This is a genomic window from Stenotrophomonas sp. SMYL11 (genome assembly GCF_036320005.1).
In the GTDB taxonomy this organism is placed as follows: domain Bacteria; phylum Pseudomonadota; class Gammaproteobacteria; order Xanthomonadales; family Xanthomonadaceae; genus Stenotrophomonas; species Stenotrophomonas maltophilia_A.
Genome location: NZ_JAWIRS010000001.1, coordinates 207028 through 223871 on the forward strand (window position 1 = coordinate 207028; position 16844 = coordinate 223871).

Here is a 16844-nt window from a genome sequence, read left to right on the forward strand (position 1 = left end):
GGATAGTTGTGGCCATTATGCCCAATTTGGCCCAATTGGGGATAAATGGACTTTTACCTGCCGGAATCGTCCGCCGCCGCGCCCGGGGCATCGGTCTGCAGCAGGCTGTCACGCTGGCGCAACGGGAAGCGGATCCAGGCATCCAGGCCTTGCGGGCCAAAGCGCAGCTCGCCGCTGCCGGCCAGCTCGTACGGCACGCGCTGCTCGATCAGCGCCCGGCCCAGGCCGCGCTGGCGGGGCAGCTCCCAGTCCTCCACCTCGGCATGGCGCTCGCACCAGTGCAGGCCCAGCCATGGCTGGCCGGCCTGAACCTGCAGATCCCAGGTCACCTCGATCCGGCCATCCTCATGGGTCAGTGCGCCATGCCGCAGGGCATTGGTCGCCAGCTCGTGGATCGCCAGGGACAGTACTTCGGCTGCTTTCGGCGGCAGCAGCACGTCCTCGCCCTGCAGGCGGTAGGCGGCCGCTGCCGGTGTCTGTGCCGCGATCTCTTCGTCGAGCATGCCGCGCAGGCAGACCCCCGCGTTGGCACCACGGGTCAGCAGGCTCTGCGTGCGCGCCAGCGACATCAGCCGCCCGCACAGGCGTTCGGCGTACTCATCCACGCTGCCAACCGACTCGCGGGTCCGCCAGGCAATGGCATGGATGGTCGACATGATGTTGCGCACCCGGTGCTGCAGTTCGGCCAGCAACACCGACTGGCGCTCGGTGGCCCGCTTGAGATCGTCGATGTCCACGGCAATGGCGAACACGCCGGTTACTTCGCCGTCTGCATCGCGCAGTGGCGCGGCCGCGACGCGTGTCCAGCGTGCGCGCCCGTCATCATGGGTGAACTGGAACTCCAGGCCCGGAACCACCGTCTCGCCCCGCAACGCCCGGGCGATGGCGAAGTCCTCGGGGCCGATGGCCGAACCGTCTGCATGCCAGCCGCGCCAGCGATGCTGGTTCTCTGCATCGGCCGAGGGCACCTTGCCACTGGGCAGGTAAGCACGCATCTGATCATTGGACAGCTGCAGGCGGCCTTCGGCGTCGACAATGCAGACACCCACCGGCAGCACTTTGAATGCCAGCGCCAACCGGCGATCGCTTTCCCGGCGCTTGCGCTCCTCGCGCTCGCGGGCCGCCTGCGCAACGTGCGCCGCGGTGGTCTCGAACATGGTCACCAGCACGCCGTTGATGCGGCCTTCCTCTCCGCAGATGGGGCTGTAGGTGATGGTGAACCAGACATCCTCCAACCGCCCCCGCCGCGCCAGCGGATAGAGCTTGTCCTCATAGGTGATGGTCTCACCCTGCCAGACCCGCTGGTAGATCGGCCCGTTGATGTGCCAGACCTCGGGCCAGCACTCGCGGGTCGGCTGGCCGAGTCCGCCAGGATGCTTGTCGGCCAGGATCTCGGCATAGCCGTCGTTGTAGAGCTGCACCAACTGTTCGCCCCACAGCACGATCATCGGGAAGCCGTGGGCCAGCATCAGGTCGACGGTGGCGCGCAGGTGGGGCGGCCACTGCTCACAGGCGCCCAGTGGTGTGGACGACCAGTCATGGCGGGCGATGCGTGCGGCCATGCCATCGTGGCGCGCATGCAGGCGCGGTGCCGGCGGCATGGCGCCCCGAGGGCCGACGGCCTGGAGGCCTTCGATGCGGCGCGACATGCCGCGCAATCAGGCGATGCCCGCAGAAACCTGCGGCGCCGCCACCAGCCCGGCCAGCTGCTGCACCAGGGTTTCGATGTGATAAGGCTTGGTACAGCGCGGCGCGCTGGCGAAACGGCTGGGCAGGTTGTCGTCGTAACCGGAGGTCAGCATGAACGGCGTGCCCGCTTCGGCCAGGCGATCGGCCAACGGGTACACCTGCTCGCCGCCCAGGTTGATGTCCAGCAGGGCCACATCGATGGGGTTGTCATCCACCAGCCGCCCCAAGGCCTGCAGGTCGCCGGCCGGCCCAACCACCTGCGCGCCCTTCAGCTCCAGGTAGTCCACCAGGAACATCGCGATGGCGAATTCATCCTCCGCCACCAGCACTCTCAGCCCTTTCAGACCCTCTGGTTTGTTGCCCGCTTCCAGCACGACCGGCGCTCCTCGATACACGCGGCCCACCTCTGCCGCAACGCCCGCAGCATGCGCGAACCGGGCTACAAGAGCGCGTGATGATGGATGAAAGTCGCGGCCACGGCACGTTCACCGCGGCATTGCAGCGGCGCATTCAGAAGGCCCGCTCCCATTTCAGGCTGAGCAGGCTGCGGTCGTGGCTGTACAGCCAGCCGACGTTGCTGTCGATGCGCGCGTAGCGCAGGTTCAGGCTGGGTACCAGCCCGGCCACGGCAAGGCGCTCGCTGCGCACAATGGCGATCAGGTTCTGTTCGCTGTCCTCACGCCGCGCCTCCAGCAGCGGACTCCAGGCGTCGTAGTCGCGGTGGCGCAGCGACACGAACACGGTGGCGGTGGTGCCACTCCACTGCCGTGCCGCGCCCAGCCGCAGGCCGCGCTGGCGGTAGCCGTTGGCCGGGGCGGCAGCGCTGCTGTCGGTGACATCCAGTCCTGCGAAGACCGTCCAGCGCGGATTGAGCGCGCGGAACCAGGTGGCATACAGCGATGCCAGCTCGCCGTCGTAGTTGCTGGCCAGGCCCTGCTGGCGATAGCGCTGGCGCTTCCAGTCGGCCTCCAGCTTGAGCAGGCTGCGCGCATCCAGGGCGTACTGCCATTCTCCGTGCACGCCACTGCCACCCTGCAGCGCATGGTTGCCCAGGCCCTGGTAGTCATAGCTGGGGGCAAGCATCACGGTCTGCCGTGCACTACGCCAGCTGTAACCCGCCTGCACGTTGGCATTGAGCTCGTTGTACGCACTGTGCCCTTGCCATGCCTGACCGAAGGCGAGACCGCGCACGTACAGCCCATGATGCCCGCCGAGCAGCCAGCGCCGTTCCAGGCTGGCGTCGTAGTCGAGGCCCGCCGCGCGCTGGGCGTCGGGCAGTTTCCGTTCGATGATGCAGGCGTCGCCCACGCCGAACAGGCAGGTGCGACTGGCCGAGCTGCGGTTGATGTTGTCACTCCATGCCGGGCCGGCGGACAGCGCGCCTTTCCAGCGCTGGCGCGCCTGCAGGGCACTCAGGTAGCCGTCCACGCGGGCACGGACGCCGGCCGTGGCTGGATCACCGGCATTGATGCCTGCAGCGATGGCCGTGAACAGCGCAACCGCATCGCGATCGCGCTGGTCTTCCGCATAGACACGCGCCAGCTCGAGGCGGGCTGGCAGGAAATCCGGCTGCGCCGCCAGCAGCGCTTCGTACTCCTTCGCCGCGCGGCGATGGTCGCCGGCGACCCGCGCCAGCGCCCCCTGCGCATAGTGGCGCAGCAGGGGATCATGCCCCGGCAGCTCGATGTACTCCTCGAGGAACGCGGCGGCGGGCTGCCATTGCTGATGCTGCAGCGACAGGTAGAGCGCCTGGCCGAGATCGTCGACGGTGCGCTCCACGCGCAGCATCTGGCCGTCGATGGTGATGGTCGGCCGCGCCGACTCGGCCTGCTGCAGGCGCTGCTGGTCCTGATGCTGGTGGCGCAGGTCGGTGCCCTGTTCAAGCACGCGTCGAAGATCGTCCTGCTGGGCGCGCACATCGGTGGCAGCTAACAGCAGTACGACAAGGAAGATGGAGTGGCGCATGGTCGATCCGTGGTGGTGCATGCAGCGGGCCGAAGCAGGGACTGGCGGATCGCGGCTTGTCCCTGCCCTGCCCCGTCAGGGGCGTGGCGATCAGTTCTTGCTGCCGCCGAAGGCGGTGTCGTACTGGCTGTTGCCGGCGAACGTGGCGATACCGGCCAGGGTGGCGGCGTTGGCGCCGAAGAACTGGCCCTGGGTGGCACCGGCAACAGTGCCGTTGGCGGTGGCGGTACCCGCGAACGAAGCGTTGGCGGCGTTGATGTTGGCGTTGACGTTGATCGCCAGACCGCCACCGGTCAGGCCGCCGAGCAGCTTGCCGCTGCCGAAGTCCGCACGGAAGGTGCCGGACAGCAGGTTGCTGCCGTTGAACTTGTTCAGGCCCGCAACGCTGTAGGTGGCCACACCGGCGGGCAGCGTGGTGCCGGCACGGTCACCGACGAAGTAGACCTGGCGGTTGTTGAAGCCACCGGCGGCGCCATCCTTGGACCACTCGCCAAACCACACATCGCCGCTGCCGACCTTGACGAAGTTGAAGTGGCCCATGCCGGCATGGCTGCCTGGTGCGCCGGTGATCGGCATGGCCAGGGTGCGCACAGCGGTGCCATTGACGGTGGTGGTGCCCGAGTACAGGCTCAGGCCCTGGAAATCGACCGGCTTGGCGTTGGAGACGGTGCCGACGCCGATACCGGCCTTGCCTGCCTGGTGCGGGCCACCGTTGACCTGCGATTCGCCCACGGCGACGTACAGCTCGGCGTCGGTCACCGGGCTGGCCGCACCGACGATGTCAGCGGCATGCGCGACGCCGGCCAGGGCAAAGGTGGCGGCAACGGCGAGAACCGAGCGGGAGATCATCTTCATGGTATTGCTCCTTGGGTTGTGGGAACTACGGGTACAACGCTTGAAAGCGGGAGGTCAGAAGCGCGCGGTGATGCCAAGCTTGAGGGTGCGGCCCGGCGCCGGCAGCGTGGAGCGCGTGGCCGGGTCGACGTAGTAGCGGTTGCCGAGGTTGCTGCCCACCAGCTCGACGCTGGCGTGCTCGTTGAAGCGCCAGCGCGCGTATGCATCGACGGTGGTGATGTTGCCCCAGGTGAACGGCACGTTCTGCCACAGCAGGCTGCTGCCACCGGCCAGCAACCGGTCGCGGTAGGCCTGTAGGTCGGGGTTTTCGTGGCGCTGGTAGTGCACGATGCGGCTGCCCAGTTCCAACCGTTCATCGAACAGGCGCGTACCAAGCGACAGGTTCACCGACAACTTCGGAATCGCCTGGGTCAGCAGGTAGCCACTGACGAAGCCGTCCTGCACGCAGTTCGGCACCAGGCCCCGGTTGGCATCCAGCAGCACTGCCGTGCTTTCGTCGCACACCTCGTTTTCCAGCGTGCGCGAAACACCCAGGTCGGTGAAGAACCGCCGGTTGTCGAAGCGTGCCTGCAGCTCGATGCCGCGGATGGTCTGCTTGTCGATATTGTCGAACAGGAAGTAGGCGTCGCGCTCGATCACGTTGCGGGTCTTGTGCACGTAATAGGCCAGCTTGACGTCGGCATCGGCCGTGTTGCCGAACAGGCCCGACAGGTTGTGCACGTAGCCCAGCTCGTAGTTGTAGGCATGCTCGGGCTTGAGCGTGTACAGCGGGTTGAGGCTGCTGGAGAAAGCGATGGTGCTTTCGAACATGCTGGGGAAGCGCACTGCCTCGCTGTAGCGCAGGTAGACGCGCGCGGCCTTGGAGAGGTTCACCGTGGCCGAGAAAGTGGGCAACCAAGCGTGATCGCGGCGGCGGTCATTGCGCCCGTCCACCGGCCGCGACTGCATGGTGTTGCCGATATTGCAGACCAGGTCGCTGCCGGGATAGATCGGCAGCACGCCGGGTATCGCCGCCACCTTGCCGTTGAGACAGGGGTTGGTCGCACGGGCATAGTTGCCGTTGGCATCGGGCAACCACGGAAGCCGATGTTCCACCGCCTGCGGCGTCTCGTAGTACGCCAGCAGACCATGCAGTGCATCGTCAATCACCGAACCCATGCCGATGCTCTCCCAGAACTCGCGTTCGGCCTCCAGTGCATCGATCTCCGCTTGCAGGCTGGCCGGCCGCTCGGGCAGCTCATTCGTCCGGTACGTCGCCTCCTTGCTGCCCACTCCCTTGGTCAGCAGCTCCGGATGCGCCTGCAGGAAATCATCGAAGGCCCAGTAGCGGCTGTAACGCACGCCGGCGTTGAGGGTCAGGAAGTCGACCGGACGCCATTCGAGGTTGAGATAGCCTTCGCCCTCCTGGCGCCGGCCAGCACGTGGAAACATGCGCCATCCATCGGTCGTGCCGAAGTAAGGGTCGCGCGAACCCAGCTTCTCGTACTGCCAGTTGCCGCCCACGGTCAGGTCAAGTGTGGAATGCAGCGCGAAGCGGTTGCTCAGGGTCAGGCCGGTGCGGTCATTGCGCGCATTTGCCAGCGCGGTGTTGCGCAGGATCGGGCTGACCCCGGGATTCCACGCCGGATTGCCCGGTGCGAAATTGGGAAACCCACCGGCGGTGTAGGTATCGCTGTCTGTCTCGGTGCGCCACAGGTTGGCGTACAGATCAAGCCAACGACTGTCGGCGGGCTGGAAACGGTACTCGAGGTTCCAGGCATCGGAATCGACCCGACTGAGCGGCCACTGGATGCGACCATAATCCGGCGCCGACAGGATGCGCGACGGCATGATCTCGCCGTAGTGCGACAGTGTACGCCGCCAGGTGGCCTTCAGCTGCTGGTCGTCATTGATCTGCCAGCTGCCCTTGACCAGCCAGGACTCCTGTTCGCTGGAAGTATTGGGCACTTCATCGCCCGGCTTGAAGTAGCGCGCCAGCGTGGTGATGTAGTCGATGCCCTGGTACTCGTACTGCTCGCGCCGGTCCTGGTCGTAGTACGCGCTTCCCTTGCTGCCGGAGAAGTAGTTGCCGCGCTTGCGCCAGGCGTAGGCGGCCATCAGGTCGACGTTGTCGCCACGCACGCCCAGCGCCAGGCGCCAGGCCTGGTCCTCGCCATCGAAGGGGTTGTTGCCACTGCGCGACTTCACCGGCACCACCAGGGTGCGGTCGTCATAGGGCGAGTTCGGCGAGCCCTGCGGGAAGCCCGGTACGTTTCGGTAGTCCTCGCCGGTGTGCAGGCGAGGCAGGCGTGGGGCCACCGCATTGCTGCTGCCTTCGATCTTCAGCTCCCCGCCGAAGCGCTCGCCGGCAGCAACAATGTCGTCAACGTCGATGGTCTTGATCACCAGCGCACCACCGATCCCGCTGTGCACATCGCGCACCAGCCCTGGCCCCTTGATGACCTGGATGCCACCAATCAGGTTGGGATCGATGTAGTTGCGGTTGCTGACGCCGTTGTAGCCGCGCCAGACCGTGAGCGCCTGTTCGCCACCGTCGATGCTGACCGGCACCCGCCCCGGCCCCTGGATGCCGCGGATGTTGATGTCCAGCGCGCCGCTGTTGCGCGCATCGCCGCTGAACACGCCGACCAGATCCTTGACCACGTCGGCCGGGTTGGAGCCGCGGTAGCGCTCCACCCGGTCGCGCCCCGAATACGCCGTGGTCAGGTCCAGCGCGAACACATCATCGTAGCCGCGCCGATCGCGGGCCTCGCCCCCTTCCGACTGAAGGCGACCGGCCACGTCCAGTGTTTCGGTCACCCGCACCCCTTCCCCTTCACCCGCCTCCGCTGCGGCCCGCAGGCTCCAGGTGCCGTCCATGCCGCGCTGTGCGCGCACGCCGCTGCCGCGCAACAGCTGCTGCAGCGCCTGCATCTGGCTGTACTCGCCTTTTACTGCACTGGAGCGGCGGCCTTCCACCAGGTCGCTGCGGAACACCACCTGCACATCGGCCTGGCGGCCAAAGGCACGTACGGCATCAGCCAGCGGCTGCTCCGGAATGGCGTACTGGCGCAGCGGCGCGACGATCGCCGGTTGTGCCTGCACGGCCGGCACCCAGGCCAGCGGCAGCAATGCGGTGGAAACGGCCAGGGCCAGAACGGTGGCGCGACGATGACAGGCGGATGCCGTGGACGGCATGGACAGGAACTCCTCAAGCGTGGCTGGACCACGGGCACATCTGGTGCCGGTGGTGTGTCTGGCTTGAGAAGAAACGGTGTTTCGCTCTGGCTATATCTCTATAGACAGCCGCGTGTGGCGACTGCCCACGGTTTTTTCATGTTTTTTTTCATGTGGCGAGCCGTGCTATGCGCCGCAGGCATCTCACCACACCACCAGCGCGCCGCCGGGCAAGCGCTGCACACGCAGTCCTGCCTGCGCGGCCACCGCTTCGATGGCGGTCTCCGGTTGCCGCAGGTGGAACAGGCCGCTGACCCGCACGCTCGCGCCCTGCCCGCCCAGTACCCATACCGGGGCACGACGGTACCGCGCCAGATCGGCGATGGCCTGCGCTGCCGGCTGATCGTCGATCACGACCTCGCCACGCCGCCACGGTGCCATGGTCTCGGGATCTTCCAGCTGCACCGGCTGCAGCCAGCGACCGTCACGGAATACACGTGCCTGCCCGGCATGCAGGCGCTGCACACTGCCATCGCCTGGGCGCACATCCACTACACCCTCACTGACCTGGGTCACGACCGTGGTGTCCTGCATCGACACGCTGAAGGCCGTGCCGATATCACGCACCTGGCCGCCCGCCGCCTCCACCTGGAACGGGCGAGCCTCGTGCGCTACCTGGAACCAGGCCTGGCCGCGCAGCAGGCGCAGGTGCCGCTGCTGGCCATCGAACTCGACCGCCAATGCGGTGCCCGCATCGAGTACGGCAGTGCTGCCGTCCTCCAACTGCACCACGCGCGGTGCATCGCCACTACGCAGGTCACTGCGTGCCAGCAGCAGCGCGTGCGGTGCAGCGGCAACCATCAGCACCACTGCGGCAGCACTGGCCAGCAGCCACGGCAGGCGGCGGCGCGGTGCGATCGGACGCAGCCCTTGGTGATCAGCCGTCAACTCGGGCAGCGCGGCCAGCACCTCGGGCCCGGCGGCATCCAGCCCCTGCCAGAAGGCCTGCTGCCGGCGCCAGGCCAGCGCATTGCGGGGATCGGCCTGCAGCCAGCGCTGCAGGGTTCGTTGCTGGCGTTCCGGCAGCGGGCCTGCACTGCACCGGATCACCCAGCGCAACGCCTGCCTGGCCTGACGCGGCGAGGGTTCGGACGTGGTCATGGTTGTGGCCTGCCGCACCACGAACGGGTGCGCTTTCCTGTTGTGACAACGGCCGGCGCGATCTGCCCACGGCAATCGCCGCTCATCGATGCATTCCCTGCTGGTGCTGCTGGATCAACAGCGCCGCACGCAGCACATGCTTGCCGACCAGGCTCTTGGAAATACCCAGCCGGGCGGCGATCTCGCGCTCGCTCAGGCCCAGGTAGCGGTTGAGCACGAAGCATTCGCGTACCTGGGCCGGCAACGCGAGGATGGTCTGGGTGATCTCGCGCAGTTGTGCCTGGTCCAGCGCCTGGGCCTCGCCGTCGTGGCGGTCCTGCGCCACGTCCACCGCGTACTCGGCCATCGCGCGGCGTTCGCGCGCGTCGGCCTGGCTGCGGTTGAGCGCATGGTGGTAGGCCATCCGGTACAGATAGCCGCGCGGCTCCAGGATGGGCGGGTCGCCGGGGACGCTGCTGGCCTTCAGGTACAGGTTCTGCAGGGTGTCCTCGGTACTGGCCGGGTCGAGATAGCGCGCGATGAAGCGAGACAACGCACGGCGCTCGCGGATCAGCAGCTCGACCAGCGCCAGGGCATTGGGAGACATAGGTGCCAAGGCCGGACCGGGGAATGATGGGCGTGATGGCGACGGTCCGGACATGGATTGTGGGCTGCACGGCCGCAGGCGGCAAGCGAAGGCCCGTCGCGCGGCACCAGGATCATCCACACATGGCGTGGATCTACCAGGCGGCGGCGGATCCACCAGATCCACGCCATGCGTGGATGCGGAGCCTACGGTTCATCCAACGCCTCGAAACGCTCGGCAAGGTAATCGATCAACGCACGCACCGCAGGCAACAGGCCGCGCCGCGACGGGAACACCGCATGCACGACGCCGTGTTTCGGCACCCACTCAGGCAGCACCGGCAGCAGCGCCCCGCTCTCCAGCTCATCGGTGATCATCATCCGCGGCAGCATCAACAGCCCGACCCCGGCCACCGCCGCCGCACGCAACGCAATCATGTCATCGCTGACCAGCCGTGGGCGGTGGTGCACGCTGGCCAGCACATCGTCCGGCCCGGTGTATTCCCAGACATGCTGCTGGCTGGGCGATGCCAGATCGACGGTCGGCATCATTGCCAGATCGGCCGGCACCTGCGGCGCGCCCAGCCGCTGCAGCAGCGCCGGGCTGGCACTGGTGCACCAGACCCGGCGCGCCAGCACGCGTACCACCAGGTCACTGTCCTCCAGCGGCGGCGGTCGCACGCGGATCGCCACGTCCACGCCCTCGCCAACCACGTCGACGCGCCGGTTGGTGGCATCCAGCTGCACCGTCACCTGCGGGTGCAGGGCGAGGAAATCGGCCAACATCGTGCCGATGCGTGCATGCAGGATCGCGATCGGGCACGCCAGGCGGATGGTGCCGCGCGGCTCGGCGCGTGACATCGCGATGGCTTCTTCGGCTGCTTCGGCCTCGACCAGCATCGCCTTGCAGTGGCGGTAGTAGTCCTGGCCGACTTCGGTGACTGAAAAGCGCCGCGTCGAACGCTGGATCAGGCGCACGCCCAGGCGCTCCTCCAGCAGCGCGATGCGCCGGCTCAGCTTCGACTTGGGCATGGCCAACGCCCGGCCAGCCTGCGAAAAGCCGCCGTGCTCGACCACCATGGCGAAGTAGAACAGGTCGTTGAGGTCACAACGGCGGATATCTGCGATGAACACGGGCGATCTCCTATGGCGGCGCAATGCCTGCACCATTGTTCACCTGATAGGACTATGACGGCAAATATTGGCGTCTACCGGCCCCATTGTCGCGGCGATACCTTCTTTGCAACGAAGAACAGCGGCCGGCAGCCCCGGCCAGGAGATCGCCATGAAGCGTGTCACCGGCATCTACAGCGCCCCTCGCCCGCATTGGGTTGGCGACGGATTCCCCGCCCGCTCGATGTTTTCCTACAACACCCATGGCCAGCACCTGAGCCCGTTCCTGCTGCTGGACTATGCCGGTCCTTACACCTTCGCCCCCAGCGATACCCCGCGTGGGGTCGGCCAGCATCCGCACCGCGGTTTCGAGACGGTCACCATCGTCTATGAGGGCGAGGTCGCCCACCGCGATTCGACCGGGGCCGGCGGCACCATCGGCCCGGGTGACGTGCAGTGGATGACGGCAGCCTCCGGCATCCTCCACGAGGAATTCCACACGCCGGAATTCAGCAGGCGCGGCGGCACGCTGGACATGGTCCAGCTGTGGGTCAACCTGCCGGCGCGGGACAAGATGGGCGCACCGGGCTACCAGACCCTGCTCGACGCAGAAATCCCCTCGGTGGAGCTGCCCGATGGCGCCGGCCGCGTGCGTGTCATCGCGGGCCGCTTCGACGGCCGCGCCGGTCCGGCACGTACCCACACGCCGATGGATGTCTGGGACATCCGCCTGCAGCAGGGCCATCACGCCGAACTGCCGGTGGCCGATGGCCGCACGCTGGCGGTGGTGGTGCTGAAGGGCACGGTCCGGATCAACGGCGGCCAACCGGTCGACGAAGCACAGCTGGTCACCTTCGACCGCAACGGCGAGGACGTGTTCGTCGACGCCGACAGCGACGCCACCCTGCTGCTGCTCAGCGGCGAGCCGATCGACGAGCCGGTGGTGGGCTACGGCCCGTTCGTGATGAACAGCCAGGCCGAGATCGCACAGGCGGTCAACGACTTCAACAGCGGCCGTTTCGGCCAGATCGCGCACTGAGCGCTTCCGCGCGGCGGGCGATGACCCGCCGCGCCAATGGGCCATCGCCCACCTTCCCCAGGAGACTGACCATGAGTACCCCCGCCAACTTCAACGGTGCCCGCCCGGTGATCGACCCGGACAACGCCGCGATGCTGCTGATCGACCACCAGAGCGGCCTGTTCCAGACCATCGGTGACATGCCGTTCACCAGCGTGCGCGCCCACGCCACGGCGCTGGCGAAGATGGCCACGCTGGCCAGGATGCCGGTGATCACCACCGCCTCGGTCCCACAGGGTCCGAACGGGCCGCTGATTCCGGAGATTCACGAGGCTGCACCGCATGCGCAGTACGTGGCACGCAAGGGCGAGATCAACGCCTGGGACAACCCGGAATTCGTTGCCGCAGTGAAGGCTACTGGCCGCAAGCAGCTGATCATCGCCGGCACCATCACCAGCGTGTGCATGGCATTTCCGTCGATCGCCGCCGTGGCCGATGGCTACCAGGTGTTCGCGGTGATCGATGCCTCGGGCACCTATTCGAAGATGGCCGAAGAGATCACCCTGGCCCGCGTGGTGCAGGCCGGCGTCGTGCCGATGGACACCGCCGCGGTGGCCTCGGAGATCCAGCGCAGCTGGAACCGCGACGATGCCCAGCAATGGGCCGAGGTCTACACGAAGATCTTCCCGAACTACCAGCTGCTGATCGAAAGCTACCTGAAGGCGCAGGACGTGCAGAAGAACCACGAGCAGCTGGATTCGCAGCGCAGCTGAGCTGGCCCCGGGGTGCCGGCCCGCTGCCGGCACTCCTCCCAACCAGAGACCCATCATGTGCAGTGAACCGATCCGCGACCCGGCCAGCGACCACCTGCTGACCCCGCAGAATTCCGCCTTCATCATCATCGACTACCAGCCGGTGCAGGTGAACTCCATCGCCTCGATGGACCGCCAGCTGCTGGTGAACAACATCGTAGGCACCGCCAAAGCCGCCGTGGCCTATGGCTTGCCGATCGTGCATTCGACGGTGAACGTCAAGACCGGCCTGAACAAGCCGCCGATTCCGCAGCTGCGCAAGGTGCTGGGTGACTACCCTACCTACGACCGCACCACCATCAATTCCTGGGAGGACGTCGAGTTCCGCAAGGCGGTGGAAGCCACCGGCCGCCGCAAGCTGATCATGACCGCGCTGTGGACCGAGGCCTGCCTGACTTTTCCGGCCTTGGATGCGTTGAAGGAAGGCTATGAGGTGTACGTGGTGGTCGACGCCGTCGGCGGCACTTCGCTGGCCGCGCACGATGCCGCGCTGCGCCGCATCGAACAGGCCGGTGGCCAGTTGATCAGCGTGCCGCAGCTGTTCTGTGAACTGCAGCGCGACTGGGCCCGCTCGGAAACGGTGCCGGCCTTCATGAACCTCTTCATTGAAACCGGTGGTACTGCGGGCATCCAGTTCTCGTACGATCGTACCGAGTGATTGGGTGGCGGCGCTGGCCATGGCTGGCGCCGCCGTTGGGAGCAGTCGAGCATGGCTCGACGCTACAGACAGATGGAGAACGTGATGGCCTACGCACGCATTGTTTCAACCGCCGACAACTACCTGCACCACATCAGCAATGGCAGCTTTGATGTGGATGCGGACGAGCCCGCCTCCTTGGGTGGCCAGGGCAAGGGTTTCGCTCCGTTCGATCTGTACCTGGCCTCGCTGGCGGCGTGCACCGCCATCACCCTGCGCATGTATGCGCAGCGCAAGGGCTGGGAACTGGGTGAGTTCCATGCCGAGCTGCGTTCGGAACGCGACGCGGATGGACGCTTCCATGTGCACCGCGTGCTGCATGCCAGCGCCGAATTGAGCGATGCGCAATGGCAGCGCCTGCTGGAAGTGGTGGAGAAGACTCCAGTGACCCTGGTGATGCGCGAGGGCGCGCGCATCACCAGCGAACGCGGGGTGGCAGCGTAACCCCATGCACGCAGGGCGTGGATCTACATCAGCGCCGCGAGTGCAGCACGGTGCGCTGGCGCATCGCGTTGAATTCCTGCTCCACCTGCTGGATGTCTTCTGCCTGAAAACCGGCCGCATCCAGCAGCTGGTCGGCGGCGGCGGCGGCCAGCGGATCATCGTCACGCTGACGCCAGCAGCGCGCCGGCAGGAAATAGCCCACTTCGCTGCGCCCGCGCATGATCACCACCGGCCGGCCCGCATACAGCAGGAACTCGGCCAGATGCTGGCGCAGCCCCTCCACCGAGACGTAGGCGGGCCCGATGCCCAGGGACTGGCTGGACGGTTCGGGACTCTCGAACAACTTGCGACGGCTCATCCACTCCTCCTTTTGAACAACGCGTGGTCTCCTTTCCTTAGACGGGCGCATCGCTGCGCCCCCGCCACGCGCTACGTGAACCGAATCACGCCCGCCACTCAGAAGCCGGTGTTGAACTCCAGCTGGAACACGTCGATCGACAGCGGTGCCCCGGATACTTCCTTGGCCGCCATCCATTTGCCGCTGATCCAGCTGCGCGCATCCAGCGCATAGGCGCCGCCCACGTAGTAGCCACGGGCGTTGGTGCCGCCCAGGTGGAAGTTCGAATCGTTGTAGGCGTCGGGCAACGCGTCGGCCTCGATGTGCTTGTAGCCCAGCAGCGCCTGCCATTGGCCCTTCTCCTTCAGCTCAGTGGCGCCGAAGGTGGCCTGCAGCATCCAGGCGGTGTCGCCGCTGCGGAAGGTATCGATGCTGGCGGTGCCGCCGGCGCCGTAGTTGTTGACGATGCCGCCGTTGGCGCGGTTGAACATGGCCTGCTTGTCGTAGGCCAGGTTGCGGATGTAGTCGCCATCCAGGCGCAGACCGACGCCCTGCGCCAGCTGCGTATCCCAGCGCAGGTTGAGCGTGGCCAGGCGGAACGCCGAGGCCAGGCCGACATACTGCGGGGTTGGCGTGTTGGCCGGATCCAGCGGATTGCGCGCGATGTCGCGGATCAGCATCAGGGTGTTGCCCTTCTGCATGAACGCCGGGCGCGACCAATCGGTGTCGCAGCCATCGACGCCCGAGAACAACGCGCACGGCGACGACAGCCGACCACTGATGTTCTTGAAGTCGTAGTAGCCCAGCGCTGCGCGCAGCGAATTTTCGTCGTTGAAGCGCCAGTTCACGCCCACCTGCGCACCGGAAAGCCACTTGTTTTCGTTGGGCGTCTTGACCTGGTTGCGGTTCGGCGAATTGTCGGAGGTGTACTCCAGCGGCACCACCGCGAGGTTGCCGAACAGATCAACGCCGCCACCGTCGAAGTCATGCTTCAGGTTGGCGGCAAGGCCGTCGAAGTTGAGGTCGTTGGAGAACAGCGTATCGCTGGTCCAGAACGGATTGCCGAAGCGGCCACCGCGCACCGTCACCCAGCCGGCCGGAGCATAGGCAAGCCAGGCCTGGTCCAGCCACACGTCCTTCTTGCTCAGGCCACCGCCCAGCTGCTCGGTGGTCGACACCGGGCCATTGCTGCTGCCGCTGGCCAGGCGCACGCCGGCCGTGGTGTGCTGTCCGATCATCGCCTCGATGCCGAGGCGGGCGCGGATGCGCCACAGGTTGCGGCGGTCCTGGCGGGTGTTCAACAAGGGCGGCAACTGCAGGTTGGTGTTGCTGTTCGTATCGAAGCCGCTGCCGGAGTTGATCGACGCCCAGTTGCTCACGATATCGCTGTTGCGCTCGGAGTAGAAGCGCGACTCGCTGCGTACGCGCATGTCACCGGTGACCTTGATGCGCTTGGTCCATTCGGCCACTTCGTTGGGTGCCGCCCAGCCTTCCGACTTCGCCTGTGCCATCACGTCCTGGCGCACCTCGTCACGGATGCCGTCGCGCACGCTCTGCGGTACGTACGGCACGCGCACGTCGCCGGCCTCCAGGGCCACGCCACCGCTGGCGGCCGCGCTCCCGGAGGCTGCAGTGCGCTGCGCGGCCGCTGCTTCAGCCTCGGCCTGCACCAGCAGCGCCTGGCCGTCTTCGGGCTTCAGCGCGCCACTGGCGATCAGGCCCTTGATCAGCTTGACCATGGTGGTTTCAGCCGCCATCGCACCGGCCGGGGCGGCCAGGCTGAGCAGCACGGCGCAGCACAGCAGCGCCCGTCGGGCCGGCCGCGGGCGGCGGGAGTCGGTTCGTGCGCGGACGTGGTCGTTCATCACGGTTCTCATCGAAAGAAGGGAAATCACGGAAGTCGGAGTCAGGCCCCGGGCCGGCGGCCCTGGATCAGGACGCGGGCGGGGAAATCGAGTGACGGCGGCGGTGCCTGGTCAACCTTGCCAATACGACGCAGCGCATCGAGCACGGCCGCGTCGGCCTCCTCGTTGCCACTGCCGCGCACCAGTTCGACCTTTTCCAGGCGGCCGTCGTTGGCCAGCCACACATTCACCTGCAGCTGGAACGCCAGGCGCTTGACCTTGTCGTCGCGCGAGATCGCCTGCTGCATCAGGTAGCCCAGGTAGCGCCCATAGGTGGCATTGCCGGCGCCGCCACGGCCGACGCCGGACGAACCACCGCCACTGCCGGACTGGATGCCGAAGTTGTCACCGCCAGCCTGCGCATCTGCATTCATCGTCACCGGATCGGCGTTGTCCGGCGTCGGCGTCGGCTCTTCGGCCGGCGTCGGCTGATCCAGCGGCTCCGGCTCGGGCATCGTTTCTTCCGGCGGCGTTTCCGGCTCTGGCGGCTTTTCCGGTGGCGGGGGTGGCGGCGGAGGCGGCGGTGGCAGCGCCAGCATCGGCGGCTGCACCACCGGCCGACGGGTGCTGGCGGTGTCCTTGAACAACAGCCACCACACCGCGATGCCCAGCACCAGCAACGCGGCCAGCACCAGCACCACCGTCACCAGCAACTGCCGACCGCGCATGCCGGGCTCCGGCCGAGGGGGTTGATGGGCCGTCATGCCTCAGCCCTGCGCCTTGCCGGTGACCAGGCCGACCTGGGCCAGCTCCAGGCGCCGCAGCAGGTCCAGCACCTCGACCACGCGGGCGTACTGCACCTGCGCATCACCGCGCACGATCACAGGGAAATCCGGCGTGGTCGCGCGCTCGGTACGCAGCCGGTCTTCCAGCTCGGCCATTGTCACCGGGTAGGCATCCAGGAACACCTGTCCACTAGGGTCGATGGTGATCGCCTTGGTCTTCGGTTTCTCCAGCGCGACGCTGTTGCTGGCCTTCGGCAGGTTGACCTCGATGCCGGGGATGGAGGCGTTGCTGGTCAGGATGAAGATCACCAGCACCACCAGCAGCACGTCGACGAAGGGCGTCACGTTGATGCCCTTCTCGCGCTTCTTGATGCCGAACTTCGCCTTCTGGCCCATGGCGCGCC

16 protein-coding genes are annotated in these 16844 nt (G+C 66.9%); 4 read left to right on the top strand and 12 right to left on the bottom strand.

What is annotated here, in order from left to right; all coding sequences use genetic code 11:
- Nucleotides 1-53: 53 nt before the first annotated feature.
- The 8 genes from V3B46_RS00975 to V3B46_RS01010 all read right to left on the bottom strand — a co-directional run bounded on the left by V3B46_RS00975 (nt 54) and on the right by V3B46_RS01010 (nt 10524).
- Nucleotides 54-1649: a sensor histidine kinase gene (locus V3B46_RS00975; RefSeq protein ID WP_329890886.1), complete on the bottom strand. Its 1596-nt coding sequence runs from the start codon at nt 1647-1649 to the stop codon at nt 54-56.
- Between the two features lie 9 nt (nt 1650-1658).
- Nucleotides 1659-2063, bottom strand: coding sequence for a response regulator (locus tag V3B46_RS00980; protein ID WP_329891184.1), 405 nt, complete (start codon nt 2061-2063; stop codon nt 1659-1661).
- 136 nt (nt 2064-2199) lie between these two features.
- Nucleotides 2200-3654, bottom strand: coding sequence for a surface lipoprotein assembly modifier (locus V3B46_RS00985; protein WP_329890887.1), 1455 nt, complete (start codon nt 3652-3654; stop codon nt 2200-2202).
- A gap of 90 nt (nt 3655-3744) precedes the next feature.
- Complete coding sequence (locus V3B46_RS00990; RefSeq protein ID WP_154263688.1) at nt 3745-4509, bottom strand: Slam-dependent surface lipoprotein; 765 nt, start codon at nt 4507-4509, stop codon at nt 3745-3747.
- Between the two features lie 54 nt (nt 4510-4563).
- Nucleotides 4564-7686 carry a TonB-dependent receptor gene (locus V3B46_RS00995; protein WP_329890888.1) on the bottom strand — a complete coding sequence of 1041 codons (3123 nt, stop codon included), beginning with the start codon at nt 7684-7686 and terminating at the stop codon, nt 4564-4566.
- Nucleotides 7687-7869: 183 nt separating this feature from the next.
- A complete protein-coding gene (locus tag V3B46_RS01000) occupies nt 7870-8826 on the bottom strand; it encodes a FecR family protein (RefSeq protein ID WP_329890889.1) in 957 nt (318 codons plus the stop codon).
- An 82-nt stretch (nt 8827-8908) separates the two neighbouring features.
- Entirely contained in the window at nt 8909-9412 is a 504-nt protein-coding gene (locus V3B46_RS01005; protein WP_106468198.1) for an RNA polymerase sigma factor, read from the bottom strand.
- Nucleotides 9413-9597: 185 nt separating this feature from the next.
- Nucleotides 9598-10524 carry a LysR family transcriptional regulator gene (locus V3B46_RS01010; protein ID WP_329890890.1) on the bottom strand — a complete coding sequence of 309 codons (927 nt, stop codon included), beginning with the start codon at nt 10522-10524 and terminating at the stop codon, nt 9598-9600.
- 151 nt (nt 10525-10675) lie between these two features.
- Here V3B46_RS01010 and V3B46_RS01015 point away from each other — a divergent pair, with 151 nt between their 5' ends.
- From V3B46_RS01015 to V3B46_RS01030, 4 genes are all read left to right on the top strand, one after another.
- Nucleotides 10676-11542 carry a pirin family protein gene (locus V3B46_RS01015; protein WP_329890891.1) on the top strand — a complete coding sequence of 289 codons (867 nt, stop codon included), beginning with the start codon at nt 10676-10678 and terminating at the stop codon, nt 11540-11542.
- 71 nt (nt 11543-11613) lie between these two features.
- A complete protein-coding gene (locus V3B46_RS01020) occupies nt 11614-12294 on the top strand; it encodes a hydrolase (RefSeq protein ID WP_100472748.1) in 681 nt (226 codons plus the stop codon).
- 55 nt (nt 12295-12349) lie between these two features.
- A complete protein-coding gene (locus V3B46_RS01025) occupies nt 12350-12991 on the top strand; it encodes a hydrolase (protein WP_329890892.1) in 642 nt (213 codons plus the stop codon).
- A gap of 84 nt (nt 12992-13075) precedes the next feature.
- Nucleotides 13076-13474 carry an OsmC family protein gene (locus V3B46_RS01030; RefSeq protein ID WP_329891185.1) on the top strand — a complete coding sequence of 133 codons (399 nt, stop codon included), beginning with the start codon at nt 13076-13078 and terminating at the stop codon, nt 13472-13474.
- A gap of 28 nt (nt 13475-13502) precedes the next feature.
- Here the strand turns inward: V3B46_RS01030 and V3B46_RS01035 are convergent, their stop codons facing one another.
- The 4 genes from V3B46_RS01035 to V3B46_RS01050 all read right to left on the bottom strand — a co-directional run bounded on the left by V3B46_RS01035 (nt 13503) and on the right by V3B46_RS01050 (nt 16836).
- Nucleotides 13503-13832, bottom strand: a complete 330-nt coding sequence (locus V3B46_RS01035) for a hypothetical protein (RefSeq protein ID WP_049409507.1) — start codon at nt 13830-13832, stop codon at nt 13503-13505.
- Nucleotides 13833-13930: 98 nt separating this feature from the next.
- Nucleotides 13931-15676: a putative porin gene (locus tag V3B46_RS01040; RefSeq protein WP_329890893.1), complete on the bottom strand. Its 1746-nt coding sequence runs from the start codon at nt 15674-15676 to the stop codon at nt 13931-13933.
- 41 nt (nt 15677-15717) lie between these two features.
- Nucleotides 15718-16383 carry a cell envelope integrity protein TolA gene (tolA, locus tag V3B46_RS01045; protein ID WP_262229347.1) on the bottom strand — a complete coding sequence of 222 codons (666 nt, stop codon included), beginning with the start codon at nt 16381-16383 and terminating at the stop codon, nt 15718-15720.
- A 39-nt stretch (nt 16384-16422) separates the two neighbouring features.
- Nucleotides 16423-16836, bottom strand: a complete 414-nt coding sequence (locus V3B46_RS01050) for an ExbD/TolR family protein (protein WP_005409874.1) — start codon at nt 16834-16836, stop codon at nt 16423-16425.
- Nucleotides 16837-16844 lie beyond the last annotated feature (8 nt).